The sequence below is a fragment of the Chryseobacterium salipaludis genome (assembly GCF_022968825.1).
GTDB lineage: Bacteria > Bacteroidota > Bacteroidia > Flavobacteriales > Weeksellaceae > Kaistella > Kaistella salipaludis.
Window position 1 is genome coordinate 450,116 of the sequence record NZ_JALHKS010000003.1, and the last position, 17,053, is coordinate 467,168.

9 protein-coding genes, 1 pseudogene and 1 CRISPR repeat array are annotated in these 17,053 nt (G+C 40.9%); of the genes and pseudogenes, 4 read left to right on the plus strand and 6 right to left on the minus strand.

Going from position 1 to position 17,053, the window contains the following annotated elements; genetic code table 11:
- The first annotated feature begins 1,133 nt into the window (after window positions 1-1,133).
- The 3 genes from cas9 to cas2 are packed head-to-tail and all read left to right on the plus strand — an operon-like array spanning window position 1,134 to window position 6,740.
- Window positions 1,134-5,516, plus strand: coding sequence for a type II CRISPR RNA-guided endonuclease Cas9 (gene cas9 / locus MVI27_RS07615; protein WP_246960296.1), 4,383 nt, complete (start codon window positions 1,134-1,136; stop codon window positions 5,514-5,516).
- The gene (gene cas1 / locus MVI27_RS07620; RefSeq protein WP_246960299.1) at window positions 5,513-6,421 is read left to right on the plus strand and encodes a type II CRISPR-associated endonuclease Cas1; all 909 of its coding nucleotides are present in this window, start codon (window positions 5,513-5,515) and stop codon (window positions 6,419-6,421) included. Before cas9 ends, cas1 begins: the two co-directional genes overlap by 4 nt.
- Complete coding sequence (gene cas2, locus MVI27_RS07625; protein ID WP_246960302.1) at window positions 6,402-6,740, plus strand: CRISPR-associated endonuclease Cas2; 339 nt, start codon at window positions 6,402-6,404, stop codon at window positions 6,738-6,740. The genes cas1 and cas2 overlap by 20 nt, the downstream gene beginning before the upstream one ends.
- A 57-nt stretch (window positions 6,741-6,797) precedes the next feature.
- Window positions 6,798-8,604: direct repeats of the CRISPR family, unit length 47 nt; unit sequence GTTGTGCGATATCCCAAAGATACCAAAGTTTGAAAGCAATTCACAAC.
- A 639-nt stretch (window positions 8,605-9,243) separates the two neighbouring features.
- Here the strand turns inward: cas2 and MVI27_RS07630 are convergent.
- The 4 genes and pseudogenes from MVI27_RS07630 to MVI27_RS07645 form a co-directional block, all read right to left on the minus strand.
- Window positions 9,244-10,608, minus strand: a complete 1,365-nt coding sequence (locus MVI27_RS07630; RefSeq protein WP_246960305.1) for a hypothetical protein — start codon at window positions 10,606-10,608, stop codon at window positions 9,244-9,246.
- A gap of 400 nt (window positions 10,609-11,008) precedes the next feature.
- Window positions 11,009-11,185: a DeoR family transcriptional regulator gene (locus MVI27_RS07635; RefSeq protein WP_246960307.1), complete on the minus strand. Its 177-nt coding sequence runs from the start codon at window positions 11,183-11,185 to the stop codon at window positions 11,009-11,011.
- Between the two features lie 303 nt (window positions 11,186-11,488).
- Window positions 11,489-12,013 (minus strand): annotated as a pseudogene (locus tag MVI27_RS07640) (DUF4172 domain-containing protein); the annotation flags it as partial.
- A 325-nt stretch (window positions 12,014-12,338) separates the two neighbouring features.
- On the minus strand, window positions 12,339-12,884 hold the full coding sequence (locus tag MVI27_RS07645) for a hypothetical protein (protein ID WP_246960309.1): 546 nt from the start codon (window positions 12,882-12,884) through the stop codon (window positions 12,339-12,341).
- A gap of 171 nt (window positions 12,885-13,055) precedes the next feature.
- On the opposite strand from MVI27_RS07645, the gene MVI27_RS07650 reads away from it, so the two are divergent.
- The gene (locus MVI27_RS07650) at window positions 13,056-13,457 is read left to right on the plus strand and encodes a helix-turn-helix domain-containing protein (RefSeq protein WP_246960311.1); all 402 of its coding nucleotides are present in this window, start codon (window positions 13,056-13,058) and stop codon (window positions 13,455-13,457) included.
- A gap of 182 nt (window positions 13,458-13,639) precedes the next feature.
- On the opposite strand, the gene MVI27_RS07655 is transcribed toward MVI27_RS07650, so the two are convergent.
- Together MVI27_RS07655 and MVI27_RS07660 are read right to left on the minus strand one after the other, a co-directional pair.
- Window positions 13,640-13,873 carry a hypothetical protein gene (locus MVI27_RS07655; protein WP_246960313.1) on the minus strand — a complete coding sequence of 78 codons (234 nt, stop codon included), beginning with the start codon at window positions 13,871-13,873 and terminating at the stop codon, window positions 13,640-13,642.
- Between the two features lie 33 nt (window positions 13,874-13,906).
- Entirely contained in the window at window positions 13,907-17,050 is a 3,144-nt protein-coding gene (locus MVI27_RS07660; protein ID WP_246960315.1) for a type I restriction endonuclease subunit R, read from the minus strand.
- Between the last annotated feature and the right edge of the window lie 3 nt (window positions 17,051-17,053).

A 17,053-nucleotide genomic window follows, 5' to 3' on the forward strand; every position in this document is an offset into this window, starting at 1 on the left:
TCTAATTGGGTGCAAAGATACGCTTTTTATTTTTGCTTTTCTTATAATCAATGGAGGATATTTTTAAAAAATTGATAACCAGGCGAAAATTGGAAGGAGGGAGAAGAGGAAAGACAAAAGACAAAAGATGATAGACTGGAAGATAATAGACAACAGTAATTTTAGATTATAAATTATAGATGTGGAACAAAGAGGAAAGTGGAAAGAGAAAAGAGGAAAGAAAAAAGATGAAAGACAATAGACTTTGAGAGAATAGACGGTAATAATTTTAGATTATAAATTTTTGAGGGGAGAAAAAAAGAAAAGAAGAAAGACAAAAGAAGATAGACTGGGGATAATAGACTGACGAACAGCCGACTAGGCGATAATAGACGCTCATCTTGTCAAATTTTTACAGTATAGCGCTAAGCCGGCAGAAAAGGCAAAAAATGGCTGAAAATGGCGCGGATGTACCGTTATGCCCACCCATGCATTATCCATGCACTATCCATGCTTAGGACTGGGCTTTGGTAGGGAGAGGATGCGAAGTAAGAAGTCAGAGGCAAGAAGTCAGACGAACGAGGAACGGATTTAAAAATAAATGACTTCACTATTGCAGACGGCCGAAAATTCTAAAATACATTTAAAATTAATGTAAATGACGATAAATAATTGACCAGCACTAGGAATTCGGAGCTCAGGAGGATGCACTGCGAACGTCAGCGGGTGTATGCAGAATGCCAAGAAAAGCAATGTAAGATCCTACACTCTTTTACTATAATACTTTTGCTTTAAGAGCCTGTAATTTTAATATCATTTCAAACGCAAATAAAAATGCCCCGCAGATAGGCGAGGCGCTAGATGTTTTCACAACGGAATAATCCTTATTGTGAATTGCTTTCAGAAATATTTGTTGATGCACATATAACATTTATCAGCTGAGTACAATTAATTCTATTTAATTCACAAAAATTCATTAGTTTAGAAAAAAAATTTACACTGTCAAAAAATATCCGGGCAAAGGTGTATACTAATGCCAAAAAAATGGCAACTACCGAAGCAGTTGCCTAGAAAACTTTTCTACGGCTTATAGCCTTGTTGTGAATTGTCTTTCGAATACAAATGTACAAAAATATTTATAGAAGAAATAACTTATGGCAAAAATCGGCTTAGATATAGGAAGTTCATCATTAGGATGGTTTATTAATAAAAATAAAAAGGGAGTTGTGACTTTTGAGACTGGAATGTCTAAAGGACAATCTGGTGGATATACATCTCCTACCAAAGACCGTAGAGAAGCTCGGTCAAAAAGAAATTTGATTAGAGCTCGAAAATACAGAAAATGGGAATTGTTAAAAGCTCTGTTGAATGATTATGTCCCCTTGAACGAAGTTGAACTGAGTGAGTGGTGTCGTTATCAGAAAGGAAGGCGAAGAAAATTCCCTGAAAGTGAACAATTTTTAAATTGGCTTGCTTGCGATTTTACTTATCAAGGTGGTGAAAAATATAAAAATCCATACGAGTTGAGGGTAAAAGCTTTGGATGAAACTTTGAGTAAACACGAGTTCGGAAGAGCTTTATATCATTTAGTTCAGAGGAGAGGATATAAAGATATTGGAGAAACCGATCAAGAAACTGAAAAACAAATTCAGAGAAGAGGTGAAAGTGGATTTCAAAATGCTTTAGATGCAAATAGAACAATTGCAGAAGCATTAGTAACGGAGTTTTTAGATAAAGGCGAACGTGCAAGAAATCAGTATCCGTATAGAGAGGAATATAAAAATGAATTAGAAGTTATCTGCAAGTCTCAAGGATTTTCTGTTGGAACGAATGAGAAAGGCGAATACTCGGATGATTTCGTGAAGAGTCTTTGGAAAGCAATCATCTGGCAAAGACCCTTAAGAAGCCAAAAAGGAAATATTGGAAAATGTACATTAGAACCCTCAAAACTGCGATGTCCTGTTTCACATCCTGCTTTTGAAATTTTCCGTGCATTGCAATTCATAAATACAATTAAATATTTTGATGCGAATAATGAAAAACAAAATTTACGCTCAGATTTAAGAACGAAATTATTTACTGATTTTTTCTTGAAAAAAGATGGAAATTTTAAGTTTCAGGAAATAAAAAAATTCTTGGATAAACATAGTGGTTCAGTTTACAAATACAACTATCCGATTAATCCTAATAACAATCAATATGAAACTTCTGTCGCTGGAATGCCTGTATGTAAAAGTCTTGTTGATTTATTTGGGAATGACGTTCAAAATGCACTTTTGCAGATTGAAAAGTTTCATATTGGTAATGCACCAAAAATGAAAAATGGATATTCAATATATGATATCTGGCATATTGTCTTTGATTTTGATGAGCAACATTTAGGGAAATTTGCTGTAGAAAAATTAGGCATTGAAAACGTAAGCAGAAAAAGAAAAGGTGAAGATATCTCTATCTCGCCTTTAGTCGAATTAAAAAGAAAATTTTTACAAGGCTATTCTGATGTCAGTCTGAAGGCTATCTGCAAAATCATTCCCTTTTTAAAAGAGGGATATTTATACCATGAAGCTGTGGTACTGGCGAAAATTCCGGAGTTAATGGGTACTGACTGGCAATCATCTAAACAAATAATTGTAGATATTCTGAAAGAAAGCAATAAGATTTATCAGGAGAAGACAATAATTAGCTCTATATCAAATAATTTAATTGACAAGCATAAAGGACATACAAGAGCCATGATAGATGGTAGTGAAGAACAGGTATTTGCATTTAAAGATTTTTCTTACACGCTTGATGAGGATGATTTTGAAGAAGTTAAAAATGCTTGTATTAGTCATTTCGGGAAAAAAAACTGGGAGCAGATTAAAAATAAAGATGAAATTATTCAAAAAGTAGGTTTAGAATATCAGGAATATTTCTTCGACCACAAGAGAGCTTACAGAAAGACGGATACACTTACAGATATTTTTAAATTATTGTTAAAAGAAAAGAACATCGACTTAATTGGAGAACTTTATCATCATTCCAACCGAGAAAATTTATACAACAAAAACTTGGAAGTAAACTTCAAAACTGGAGAGAAATATCTGCAAAAGTATAAAAATACAGAAACCGAGATTCTACCGATTCCGTTTATTGATAGCATTAAAAATCCAATGTTCAATAAGTCAATGAGTATTGTGAGAAAACTTTTGAATGAATTAATCATAACAGGTGAAATAGACCAGGAAACTGAAATAACTGTCGAACTTGCAAGAGAACTGAATGACAATAACGTACGAGCTGCCATAGAAAGATATCAAAAGGAAAGAAGAGATAATCGTGAAAAAATCCGAAAATTTTTAGAACAATATAACCAAGAAGAGAACCGATCAATTAACATAGAAGATAATATTCCTTTGTTTGAACTGTGGACAGAGCAGATTTTTGAAGAGACTGAAGACGAACGCAATAATAAAATTCTGAACAAAAACAGACTAGATATCCTGCGGGAAAAAGAAGATGTAAAACGTTACGAACTATGGACTGAGCAAAAAGGTCAGTGTATGTACACTGGAAAAATGATTTCGATTTCACAATTATTTTCAAACGAAATTGATATTGAGCATACTATTCCGAGAAGCATTTTACCAGATAATACATTGGCAAACCAAACAGTAGCATTTTCAAAATATAACCGAGATATTAAAGGTGCAAAAACTCCTTTTTATTGTGAAAATTATTCTAAAGATACTCCGAACGGAACGAGCATTTCACCAAGGCTTGACAGTTGGAGAAAACTGCGAGATTATTATAAAATTCAGTATGAATCCCGAAGACGTGCAAAAGGAGCAGAAGATGAAAACACGAAAAATAAAAGAATTCAAGATAAGCATTACTATAAAATACATTTTGACTATTGGAACGATAAACTAAGTCGTTTTGAAGCGGAAGAAATAAAGGACAGCTGGGCAAGAAGACAGTTGGTGGATACCCAAATGGTGAGTAAATACGCCAGAGAATATCTAAAGCTTTACTTTAAAAAAGTGGCTGTACAAAAAGGCAGTGTAACGGCAGATTTTAGGAAAATATTTGGCTTTCAAGAGCAGGATGAAATAAAAAGCAGAAATAAGCATACACATCACGCAATAGATGCAGCTGTTCTAACTATGATTCCTACCAACAGTAGCTATAGGGAAAAAGTTCTAAAGGAATATTATGCAGCAGTAGAAAACAAAGACAAACGTAAAATTGATGAAATAAGAAAGAAAATGATTCCTCCTTACTTCAATGTTCAGTCTTTGATAAATGAAATAGAATCTACAACGCTGATTGTGAATTATCAGAAAGATAAAATTCTTCAGCAAACCAGTAAAGTTGTAAGAAAAAGAGGAGTAATTCAATATGTAAAAAATAAGAATGGCGAATTTGTGTATGATGAAAATGGAGATAAAATCATCAAAAAGGCAAAGGGCGATTCTATAAGAAGTACATTATATGCACAAACCTATCTGGGAAAGATACGGGATGTTGAAAGATATGCCGATAACCAACCGCAAAGAGAAAATGATGATTGGAAATATAAACAGGGCAAGGATGAGTTTATTTTTGTTAAAAGAGAAAATATCTCGAAAGTAAAAGAATCCGATAAACTTATTGAATCCATAATTGATCCTAACATACAGCAATTGGTTAAAGATCAGAAAAGCAATGCGGAAATAAAAGACTTCCAAGGAAATATAATTCGTCACGTACGAATAAAAACCAGCACTGGTAGAGAAGTAAAAGAAAGATTAAATTATCGATCAAAGTATGATTATAAAAATAAGTTTTATTCTGAAGCAGGCTCTGTTCCTTATTCTATTTTAGCGCAGAAAATTCATAATGGTGCAATCAAAAGAGAATTGATTCCAATCTCATCTTTTGAAATTGCTAAAGAATTTAAGAAGTATGGCAATTTTGTTATTGAAAATTTTATTTCCGAAAAGTATCCTGAGTTTGATCAATGGGATAAAAAACAACTTCTCAAAACCGGTCAAAAAGTAATAGTGCTAAATGAAGATGGTGATTTTGAAAAAAGACTAAATATAGATTTCCAGCAAAAGAGATTATTTGTAATAAGTCAATTTTCCGAAGGAAGTATTTGGCTGAATTATCATTTAAATGCACAATCAAAAGATGAAGTTAAAAAATCAATTGCATTCATCAAAGATGAAAAATTACTAGAATTTGAAAAAGAGTATAATTTGCCGGATATTATTGAGGATGTCAATATTCAGGATAATAAAAAACGTAGGGAAGACTTTTTGAATCGTAAATTTAGATTTGATACGATTGGAAATAGTTACAGATTATCACGCCTTGTTGAAACAATAGGTTTGGAAAAAACAAATGAAGTCAAGAAAGAATTGGATAAATATAAAGCAATTCCGTCAACCATTGAAATAGAAGGAGAGACTCCACTTTTAAAAATGGGTAAGGATAAATGGAATTTTCTCTTTGAAGGAGATGATTTTGGAATTTCACTTGACGGTAAAATTAAGTTTAAATCTAATCCATGATCACCCGTTCCATCTACATCGGAAACCCTGCTCATCTTCGCCTGAAAGATGAACAGCTGTATATCACTGATCCTATAACGAAAGATATTAAAGGGAAAGTTGCCATCGAAGATCTCGGCCTGCTGATGCTGGATCATTTCCAGATCACACTCTCGCACCAGCTGATTCAAAAAATGATGGGTCACAATGTGGTAATGATCAGTTGCGATGCGCATCATTTACCACATGGAATTATGCTGCCACTGCACGGACATACAGAGCATTCTGCCCGCTTGAAAGATCAGCTCCAGGCGTCGGAACCGCTTAAGAAACAACTTTGGAAACAGACAATTGAAAGTAAAATCACTAATCAGCGCGACGTCCTGCGCACGCTCGGAAATTACTACGAGCCCATGGAAAACTATTTGTCGCAGGTAACCAGCGGCGATGTGACGAATATGGAAGGTATCGCGGCGCAGCATTACTGGAAATACCTTATCAGCCTTGATTTTCTGCGGGAACGATTTGGCGATTCACCCAATCAGTTTTTCAATTTCGGCTACGCTGTTCTCCGCAGTATTGTAGCAAGGGCCATTGTAGAAACCGGCCTGCTGCCGGTACTCGGCATCTTCCATAAAAATAAATACAATGCGTATTGCCTGGCAGATGACCTGATGGAACCGTACCGCCCGTTTGTTGATTTACTGGTAATGAAGTGGCTCGAAAAAAATCCGGAGGCCGAGGAGTTATGCCGCGATTTTAAAGCGTATATGCTGCAAATCGCAACTAATGATGTGTTGATAGAAAATAAAAAGCGTCCACTGATGATTGCAGTGAAAACAACCGCTGTTTCCCTTTATAAATGTTACAGCGGCGAAAAGCGTCTAATGGCCTATCCTCATTTGTATGAATGCCGAGCGGTTTAATGCCTACCGAATTATGTGGGTAATGGTATTATATGATTTGCCGACGGAGACAAAGGCAATGCGTAAGGCAGCCGGCCTGTTCCGGAAGCGCTTGGAGGATGACGGATTTGCACTGTTTCAGTTTTCGATCTATATCCGGCACTGTCCCAGCCGTGAAAATGCGGCGGTACATACCCAGCGCGTGAAATCATGGTTGCCAAAACACGGAAAGGTCGCGATTATGACGGTAACTGATAAACAGTTTGGTGACATTGAGCTTTTTTATGCCAGAACCAAAGAAGAGCCGCCACCCACCTATCAGCAACTGGAATTGTTTTAGTTTTTTAATTCTATGATTGAAAACAACCGCCTGAAATTCAGACGGTTGTTTTTTGAGGTTGTGCGATATCCCAAAGATACCAAAGTTTGAAAGCAATTCACAACTACAACAACGGCGTGAAAACCGGCAAGGAAGTTGTGCGATATCCCAAAGATACCAAAGTTTGAAAGCAATTCACAACGACAATCCAGATTTATATCCAACACCGCTCGTTGTGCGATATCCCAAAGATACCAAAGTTTGAAAGCAATTCACAACCTTTGTTTATACTGTTACTAAATCGGTGTCGTTGTGCGATATCCCAAAGATACCAAAGTTTGAAAGCAATTCACAACAATGCTACGTGCTTGCAGATGAATGGTGAGGTTGTGCGATATCCCAAAGATACCAAAGTTTGAAAGCAATTCACAACGAACATGCACCCCGTTCACGAGCACATCCGGTTGTGCGATATCCCAAAGATACCAAAGTTTGAAAGCAATTCACAACCTCGGCTCCTTCATCCCACACGGTATAGATGTTGTGCGATATCCCAAAGATACCAAAGTTTGAAAGCAATTCACAACCGAAGTAACCAATTAAAATTTTTTAATTTTGTTGTGCGATATCCCAAAGATACCAAAGTTTGAAAGCAATTCACAACATGGAAGGCAAAGGCCTCGTACCGGTGTAGTTGTGCGATATCCCAAAGATACCAAAGTTTGAAAGCAATTCACAACTGTTCATGCTGGTGGATGCCCGCGAAGCCAGTTGTGCGATATCCCAAAGATACCAAAGTTTGAAAGCAATTCACAACCGCGCTGGCTGGCGGGCATCATATCTGCGAGTTGTGCGATATCCCAAAGATACCAAAGTTTGAAAGCAATTCACAACGTATTATCCTGTTTGGTAGTTAAATTCTTAGTTGTGCGATATCCCAAAGATACCAAAGTTTGAAAGCAATTCACAACGCCGCCACGGGCGAGGGCGTCGCCGCGCTGGTTGTGCGATATCCCAAAGATACCAAAGTTTGAAAGCAATTCACAACGATCCGGATGGTTACTATGACCCGGAAAAGTTGTGCGATATCCCAAAGATACCAAAGTTTGAAAGCAATTCACAACGTAAAGATTTTAGGGTTAATATTAGCCGTCGTTGTGCGATATCCCAAAGATACCAAAGTTTGAAAGCAATTCACAACAGATATTGCTTGCACTCGTCTGGGAATGCTGTTGTGCGATATCCCAAAGATACCAAAGTTTGAAAGCAATTCACAACAAATGCATCGGGACAAGAAGGAACACAAAAGTTGTGCGATATCCCAAAGATACCAAAGTTTGAAAGCAATTCACAACCTAAGACCCTCGTTGCTGTCACCGACTGCAGTTGTGCGATATCCCAAAGACACCAAAGTTTGAAAGCAATTCACAACCAGAACTGGAAACCGAGGGCCGTAAATTATGTTGTGCGATATCCCAAAGATACCAAAGTTTGAAAGCAATTCACAACAATTGGGTTAAAGAATAACCTGAAGCAGCTGTTGTGCGATATCCCAAAGATACCAAAGTTTGAAAGCAATTCACAACAGCTTGTTCGCAATTTGCTGAAGCGAGAGAGTTGTGCGATATCCCAAAGATACCAAAGTTTGTAAGCAATTCACAACGCTCCTGCAGCTGCTAAAGAGGATCAGCAGGTTGTGCGATATACCAAAGTTTGAAAGCAATTCACAACCTATAATCGCTGTCATCATACAGGAACATGGTTGTGCGATATCCCAAAGATACCAAAGTTTGAAAGCAATTCACAACTAATTGTCCGGATGGTAGATCATCATACGAGTTGTGCGATATCCCAAAGATACCAAAGTTTGAAAGCAATTCACAACCAACAATATAATTTTGTGCGCGATGTAGTGGTTGTGCGATATCTCAAAGATACCAAAGTTTGAAACAAGCAGTGGCATTAGCCAAGGCGTTCGGCGAAGCCAAAGCAATTCACAACAATGGTTTTGTTGGCGTGTTGGTCGCTGGTGTTGTGCGATATCTCAAAGATACCAAAGTTTGAAAGCAATTCACAACCCCGGCCATGGAGGAAACCACATCCATACTGTTGTGCGATATCTCAAAGATACCAAAGTTTGAAACAAGCGGTGGCATGAGGCAGGGCGTTCGGCGAAGCCAAAGCAATTCACAACGAAAAGGGGCTTGCGGACGTGAAATCACAAGTTGTGCGATATCCCAAAGATACCAAAGTTTGAAACAAGCGATGGCATTAGCCAGGGCGTTCGGCGAAGCCAAAGCAATTCACAAAAGTGATGGGCTCATGCTAGAATTGAGTTGTGCGGTATAACAAAGTTTAAATCATCTAATTGCAGCAGCCAATCAGTTCGGCTTTCCCACACCAAATTACAGTGTGATCTAATTCTGACACAGTCGAAAACAAAGTTAACCCGCTTGCCGTACCCGCCACGATCACCACCTCATCGTATTCCGGTGCTGATGCAAAAAGCCTGCTTTGTCGAGCTTCACGCCAACCCCTCTTTTCGAATTATCACTTCCAGCTTTTCGGTCAGATGCGTTAAAATCTCATCCATCGCAGCAAGATCCTCCGCACTGAGGTGACCTACCCTGTCGGAATACCTCAGATGCGAATCGATATGCCGGTGATACATTGGACTGATCTTCGCAAACAGGTACTCCATATTTTCCAGGGAAGGGTTTGCATAGGTACATAATTTCCAGGTATCCCACGCCGCTGTCCAGGTGGGAAGGTAAGAATAACAGGAAGTGTAGATCAAAAGCCTGAGGGTGCGGAGATATCCCTGCGCAAAGATCTGAAATACACCGTCGGTATTTTGTTCAGGTAAGTTTTTCCGGAGGTTAAAGTACTGGGCTACCTGTTTTCTTGCAGCTTGGTAGTAAATGCAAAAATCGCCGTAAGAAGGCCTGTACGGCTGCTCCCAATGAATATCGGAATGAAGGCTGGACGAGGCATATACCCTCTTTTCCGGCACCATGATTTGCTGCAGGAACTGCTGATATGAATAGAGCCGTTGTTGCACCGTTATCCGGCGGTGAGCCAAAATGACCACGCCGGCCTGATCCTTCGAGCGCGCAGCTACAGCCTGTTGTATACTCCGGATCTTCTCATTTCCTATGCCTTGTCCTATGACCAGTAAATAATAGAGGGTGATGCGGCTGTCCGCTTTCGGTGCACCAGCCTGAGTCTGATGAAAAAGAAATATTTCTTCCGGTGACGCTGTCTGCACAATGGCCTCAATAATCTGTTGGAGGAAAAAATCTGCCGGCGTGTCAACCTTTTCCAGGGGGAATGCAGGATATTCAGACTCGTACCTTTGAATGATAGATTTCAGTTCTTTAAAGCGTGCGCTTATGCATTGGTACAGCTGCGCCTCTGCTTTTTTAACAGACGCATACAGTTCAATATTTATATAAACTTCGTCGCAACTTTCCGCTGCTTTCAGGGCTGCCTCTAATTTTTTGATTAAAAAGAACTGTGTTCCGTTCTCCCGCACAAAGAATCTTCGCATCTCCGGAATGTACGAGATCAAATTATTTATTCTCGTATGCAATGTCTCGTCGGGAAAATAGTCACCCATATATAATTGTTCCAGATAGCGCAGATCATGGTCAAAAATGGAGAGGTAGGTGAGATAGGTGCTTATCGGGGAATGCAGGCGATGAAACCGGCTTGCCTCCGACAGCAGTATATCATGGTCATGATAAAACGATTCTTTATAGTCACCGAACTTCTTTTTAAATACGGCCGCGTTTGCAACTCTGTCGTACCACCCTGTAAAACCTTCTTTTTGCCAGATTAGAAAGCATGAACGGTAATAACAATACACGAAGGGGATTTCCGACTTCAAAATATCTTTCGATACGATGGATACTGCTAATACCGATATGCATACGGGTAGTGGTCCGCCGTACCCATTTCGTTCTGCGGAGTGCCTCGGCACCAGCCTGATTTTCGGTAATAATAAGCAAGCGTTCGCCATTTGGTATAGCATCCGGTATTCGGTAAACGGCAATGATTGAACAGTTACGACCCGCCTGTTGTAACTGGTCTGTCAGGACCCCGTTTTGCAGGCATGCGATATTCGACTTGGCAATTGTTTCCATCTTAATTTGTTTTAGATATTATTAAAACAAATTTGTGGCAGACATTTCAGATATTCAATTCATCATCAGGATAATTTATCCCCTGTACTGCTGAACCATTCCACGGAGCTAATACAGGTCAGCGAGAGTACCGCTAATTAACCATTACTCCAAATTCAGCTGATAAGAAACAGAGCGTCCGCCTCCTGTTTTTAGCAGGGCACCTACTTCACTCATGTGCTGTAAGTCTCTGGTGGCGGTGGCTTTAGAGGTTTTATTCAGGGACATGTACTTTTTAGCGGTTAGACCGCCTTCGAAAGAAGTACCTCCCTGGTCCATCATCCTGTTGACCGCTTTATGTTGGCGACTGTTCAGTTCAGCGCTGAACCTGTTAAAAAAACTTCGCTTTTTTCAGCGTGAACCATACGACCTGTTCAGAATCATGTAACGCATCCTCAAGGAATTCAAAAAAAATACCGTACCCAATCCGTGATATGCAGGTCACGTTGGGCTTTTTTAAGTTCACTGTAATAACGCTTTTTATCTTTTTCAATCGCTTTGGAAAGGCTCAGAAAGACTGGCATTTTCAGTTTTTCCACCAACGCTTTTTCAGCCAGAGCCCGGCAAATACCACTATTTCCGTCTTCAAAGGGGTGCAGTGTTTCGAAATACAGATGTACCAGCGACCCAAAAAGCATGGCTTCGCCTACCCTGCCCAGTTGCTTCTGTCAAAATCATGGTACCAATCGAGGAAACGTGAAATGAGTGCTGGCAAATCACCAGACGGAGGGCTTCAATGTGAACCATAGAATCACCATACCGGCCCGAGAACACCTGCATCGGTTCCGTACCAGTACGGAAAGCACCGGCACTGATTCCTTTTTCAGCATTCATCAGGATATCATGCCACTGCAAAAACAGATCTTCTGTTAAAGCTACATTACTCCTTTTTTGGACCTCAATCATCAGTTGTGCAGTGGCATTGGCTTTTTTATTACGGGTATTGTGGTGGAAATCATTGATGCCTAAGTTGACCTTCAGTGAGGACATTACAACTTCCCGGCTGAAATACGCGCCTTCGATCTCGGACGTTTTCAAGGCTTCTGACAGCATTAATTCTGCAAAAATCTCTTGCTTTGTTTCGGCTGAAAAAGTATGGAGTATTGCGTTGGCTTCCCCAGTCCCAGAGTAAAGCGCTGCACCATCAGCTGTGGTTCTTCAGTTTGAAAAGTAAAGTGAGGAAATTCGGGAAACTGCCAGCTGTACATATTGAGCCAATTAGCGTTTATATTCGACTCCAATATACGAATTTTATGAGCCGAATAAGGAGATTAATCGGCTCAGCAGCCCTAGTGTCATCTTTACCGAACACACCTTTACTCGGCCGGATACGCTCAACGGTGATTCAGAAAGCTTCGAGCATTTATAAAGGCCTGTAAAGCTTTAAATTCCAACTGCTTGCGCACAAGGAAACTGCGCTGTATTATTATATAATTTACAGGAATTTGCGGCTGCCTACCTTTTCCACTCCGCGTTCAGTGATAACCTGCGCTGCATCCAGCATTTTAATAAACCAGATGTAAGGGGTCGTCAGGTCATAATCAGCCTGCTCCCTATACGGCATAAGCGCAATATAGCAAATTTCATTCAGGAAAAATTCATATTCATCCAGGGTACTGGCCGCGAAGGCTTTCTCAAAAACCAGCTGGGGATTTTCATATTCTTCTGCGGTGAGCGAAGCCTGCGCCATGACCGGCCACGCTTCCGGCCCTTTCTTTACTTTCCATTGCTGCTTTTTCAGATTAATCAGATACGCTGCCCTTGCGAAGGATTGCAGCGCTTTATGGAAATCAAAGATCCGGGACGGATTCTCTTTTCCGCAGACCTCGTCTTTGTGCAGGTAGCGCATCACCTCGCTCAGCATGTCTTTACTGCTGTCCAGTCTATAAAATTCAAAGAAGGCGCTGAACACTTTAAAAGGATCATCTATTTCCTCGGTGGCCCAGAAATACGTTTCCAGCCGGACATTTGCCTCTTTCATAAGCCATTTTTTTTATTTTATGCTAAGATGTGACGGAAAGTAAAGATACTACAAGTTTCTGCAGGATAATATAGCCAGACCGCGGGATATTTTACCTGAATTTCTTACCTTTACCTTTCACACGATTTCATCAAATGGCTTTATCTTTACGCCAGTAAAAAGACCACCGCTATGGAACAGAAAATACATCAGGGCCGCAACGTGAAACGCTTCCGGGAAATGCTCGGCATCAAGCAGGAAGCACTGGCATTCGATTTAGGCGATGACTGGAACCAGAAGAAAATTTCTTTGCTGGAACAGAAAGAGGTGGTTGAAGATCCATTGTTAAAGAAGATTTCCGAGGTGCTTAAAATCCCGGTGGAGGCGTTTCAGAATTTTGATGAGGAGCAGGCGATAAATATTATTTCGAATACGTTTAACGATGAAGCGTTCATCGGTAATTCAGGAGGCACTTACAATATCAATCCATTACAAGAGATGATCAAACTTCACGAGGAAAAGATTGCGTTGTATGAAAGGATGCTGAAGGAGAAGGAGGAGATGATGGGGAGGTTGGAGAAGCTTATTAAGTAATTTATATTCAAAAAAAATGAAATTCTACGGACTACCGGATGATTTCTTTTTAAGCAGTTCTTTATTTTGCTTTTGGAGGCTTTATCTCTGCAGGAGCCGCGGTAACTCTGCCGGTTTTAATATTTCCAGCGGGATTTTCACCACTGGCTTTATTTGTTTAATTGCAGTTTTTGTCAGTCATGTCATATTGTTTTAGGTGGTTTAACCACAGCTGGCTGTCCTTTTTGATCTTGTGATCGTTGAGGATCGCCCTGCGTTGTTTTAGATGGATTTTGAGGCTTTTGACTTTTTTCTATAACCTTGCAGACATCCTCCCGAAAATTTCTCCAATAGTTTTCGGTATCATCTGGATAACTAATTTTCCCAATTTTTTCAGGATAATAGTCATTACTGCCATTATACTTATCTGCACTCATAATCAGTGATTAATAACATCAGAACTCATCCACTTACCTTTTCCTCTTAAAATTCTCCGCCTGTTCCAGCACGTTCTTATACACCTCATCCTGCGTGATGGGCGGATAGCCAAACTGGTGTAGCTTGACGATGATATCCATTTTGAGCTGAGCTTTGATATCGTCCCGGTCACTCCAGTCCGGATATTTGGCTGTATTGTCCACAATCTTTTTAATTTCCCTGGCGAGTTCCAGCATTTTGTCTTTGTCAAATTCAAAACCGTATTGCTTACAGATCGCATCGAGAATATCATAAAAAGCTTTCTCCTCATAGTCGATTCCCAGATCTTCAAAAGACGCCATCTCGGTGCGTAATTTTAAGATCAGGTCCAGAATCTGCTCGGTGGTTTCTGTCTGAATGCCGTCATAATCGAGAATGTCCAGTTCACTGCGCTCGTTGTAACTGTCGATGATTTTCTGAAGGCGATCCGAAAATTCAAGACCTTTGACCTTGTTTACTTTTTTGAAATCGCCGATGGCCTGCTTCAGCAGACGCTCCAAAATCTTGATCTTCGTATTCGGCAGTTCCAGCGCATTGATTTTTTCCAGAAATTTGTCATTAAACAAATCGATGGCGTTGGCTTTGTGGTCGTCCAGTTTAAAGATTTCTTCCACGCCTTCCGAGACAATGGCTTCTTCCACCATTTTGCTCACTTTCTCATTCATCTGCGCCGTGTCAGGTGCTTCGCCTTTGGTCAGCTTTACCACAATGGATTTAACAGCAAAGTAAAAATGAATTTCGTCGGTTTCTTTTTCATCGAACACTTCCGAACCGCAGACCAGATTATAAGCCGACTTTAATTTCTTGGTCACATCCACAAAAAACTTTTCCGACTGTTCCGTCTGCAATACCAATTCCGAAGCTCGGTTGAGACACTGCAGCTGTTCCACCGGAGCCCCTTTAAAATAACCGGACGAATCAAACTGATGGAAGAACTGCCGCAACAGGTCCAACTGGTCTTTTACGATGATCACGGCTTTGTCCAGATCTTCAAAGTCATCCGCAGCTGTCTGGCCGTTGAACAAACCCAAAGCATGGTTCAGGTTTTTCTTGATGCCGATGTAATCCACCACCAGGCCTTTGTACTTGCCTTCATACTTTCGGTTCACGCGAGAAATGGTCTGAATGAGATTATGGGTCTGCAGGGGTTTGTCAATGTAGATAGTATCGAGGAAAGGCACATCAAAACCGGTGAGCCACATATCGACCACAATGGCAATTTTAAAATTGGAATGAAGCTGCTTGAACTGGCGGTCAAGTTCCTTGCGGTCCTCCTTAGTTCCGAGAAGATTCCAAAGGCTTTCTTCATCATCTTTGTTCCTGGTCATGACCATCTTGATCCGCTCGACAGGCTTGATTTCTTTCTTTTCCTTTTCAGTCAGGTTTTCCGGAATGTGTTTTTCATTCCACTCCGGCCGCAGCCGGATGACTTCCTGAAAAAGCCTGTACGCAATCTCGCGCGAAGCACAAACAAACATCACCTTTCCGGCGACGGTCGCTTTCTCCTCCAACCTTTTTTCATAATGCGAAATAAAATCCCGCGCTATGGCTCCAATCCGGTCCGGATCGCCTAAGATCACCTCCATCCGCGCAATGGCTTTTTGGCTAGCCTCCACATGGTATTCCGAAGCACCTTCGGCCACTGCATTTTGGTAATATTGTTCGATCTCCACCACTTTGGAATGGTTCAGATTGACTTTTGCCGCACGGCCCTCATACACGAGCCGGACCGTGATTTCATCCACCACCGATTCAAACATGGTATAGGAATCCACCACCGGACCGAAAACATCCAGCGTTTTGTCAATGGGCGTTCCCGTAAATCCGACATAGGTTGCATTGGGAAGTGAATTGTGCAGGTATTTGGCAAAACCGTACGATTTCTTCACGCCGTCTTCATCAATGCGGACTTTCAAATCCAAATTTACCTGTGACCGGTGGGCTTCATCGGAAATACAGATGATATTGGTGCGATTGCTCAGCACCTGATCATCTTCAGTAAATTTCTGCACCGTGGTCAGAAAGACACCGCCACTTTCTCTGCCACCCAATCTTGCCCTGAGATCGGCTCTGGATTCGATATTAATAATATTTTCGTCACCGATAAAATCTTTGGCGTTGGTAAAGTCCCGGGAAAGCTGATCATCCAGATCGGTGCGGTCGGAGATAATGACAATGGTCGGGCTGGCCATTTGGGTAGAGCGCATGAGCAGCCGCGCCAGGAAGAGCATGGTGAAACTTTTCCCGCAACCTGTGGCACCGAAGTAAGTGCCGCCTTTGCCGTCTCCTTCCGGTTTGCGGTGCTTTTGAATATTGTCAAACAGTTTATTGGCTGCGTAATACTGCGGATATCGGCAGAGGATTTTCGCTTCTTTTTTGGACGTATCGGGAAACCAGATGAAGTTCTGCAGAATGTCGCACAGCCTTTGCCGGTTCAGCATCCCGTGAATGATGGACGTAGCCGTGTCAATGCCGGTCAGCGCTTTCTTTTCGTCGCCGGTAATTTTGTGCCAGCCGTAGAAGAAATCGTAGGGTGCAAAGAGCGAACCCGCTTTGTTGTTCACGCCGTCACTGATGATGCAGAAGGCATTGTATTTCATCAGTTCCGGAATGTCCCGGCGGTACCGGATGGTCAGCTGTTTGTAGGCATCGTGAATGGTGATTTTTTCTTCAATAGCGGTTTTAAATTCCAGCACCACGACCGGAATGCCGTTGATGTACAGAATCAGATCCGGAATGCGCAGCTCTTTTCCCTGAATCTCCAGTTGATTGACAATCTTAAACCGGTTGGTTTTGAGGAGCGTGTTTGGGTCTACGTCAATATAGCGGATGTGCAGATCTTTTCTGGCCGGATTATTCCTTTTAAAAATAAGGCCGTCGGCCAGCAGTTTACAGATGTACTTGTTGCTGTCGTACAGGTTGGACGCTGGCTGGTACGCCAGTTCATTGAGGAGCGTTTCCAGTTCCACCGTTTCCAGATCGGGGTAGCGTGCAAGCAGAAAAGCGCTGAGATCTTCCCGAATCAAAACTTCCTGACTGGAAGCGCGAAATACCTTTTCGCCCTTCACGTACTGATATCCTTCCTGGTGTAAAAGATGGATAAAGGATTTTTCGAGTTGGGATTCGGTGTATTTCATATC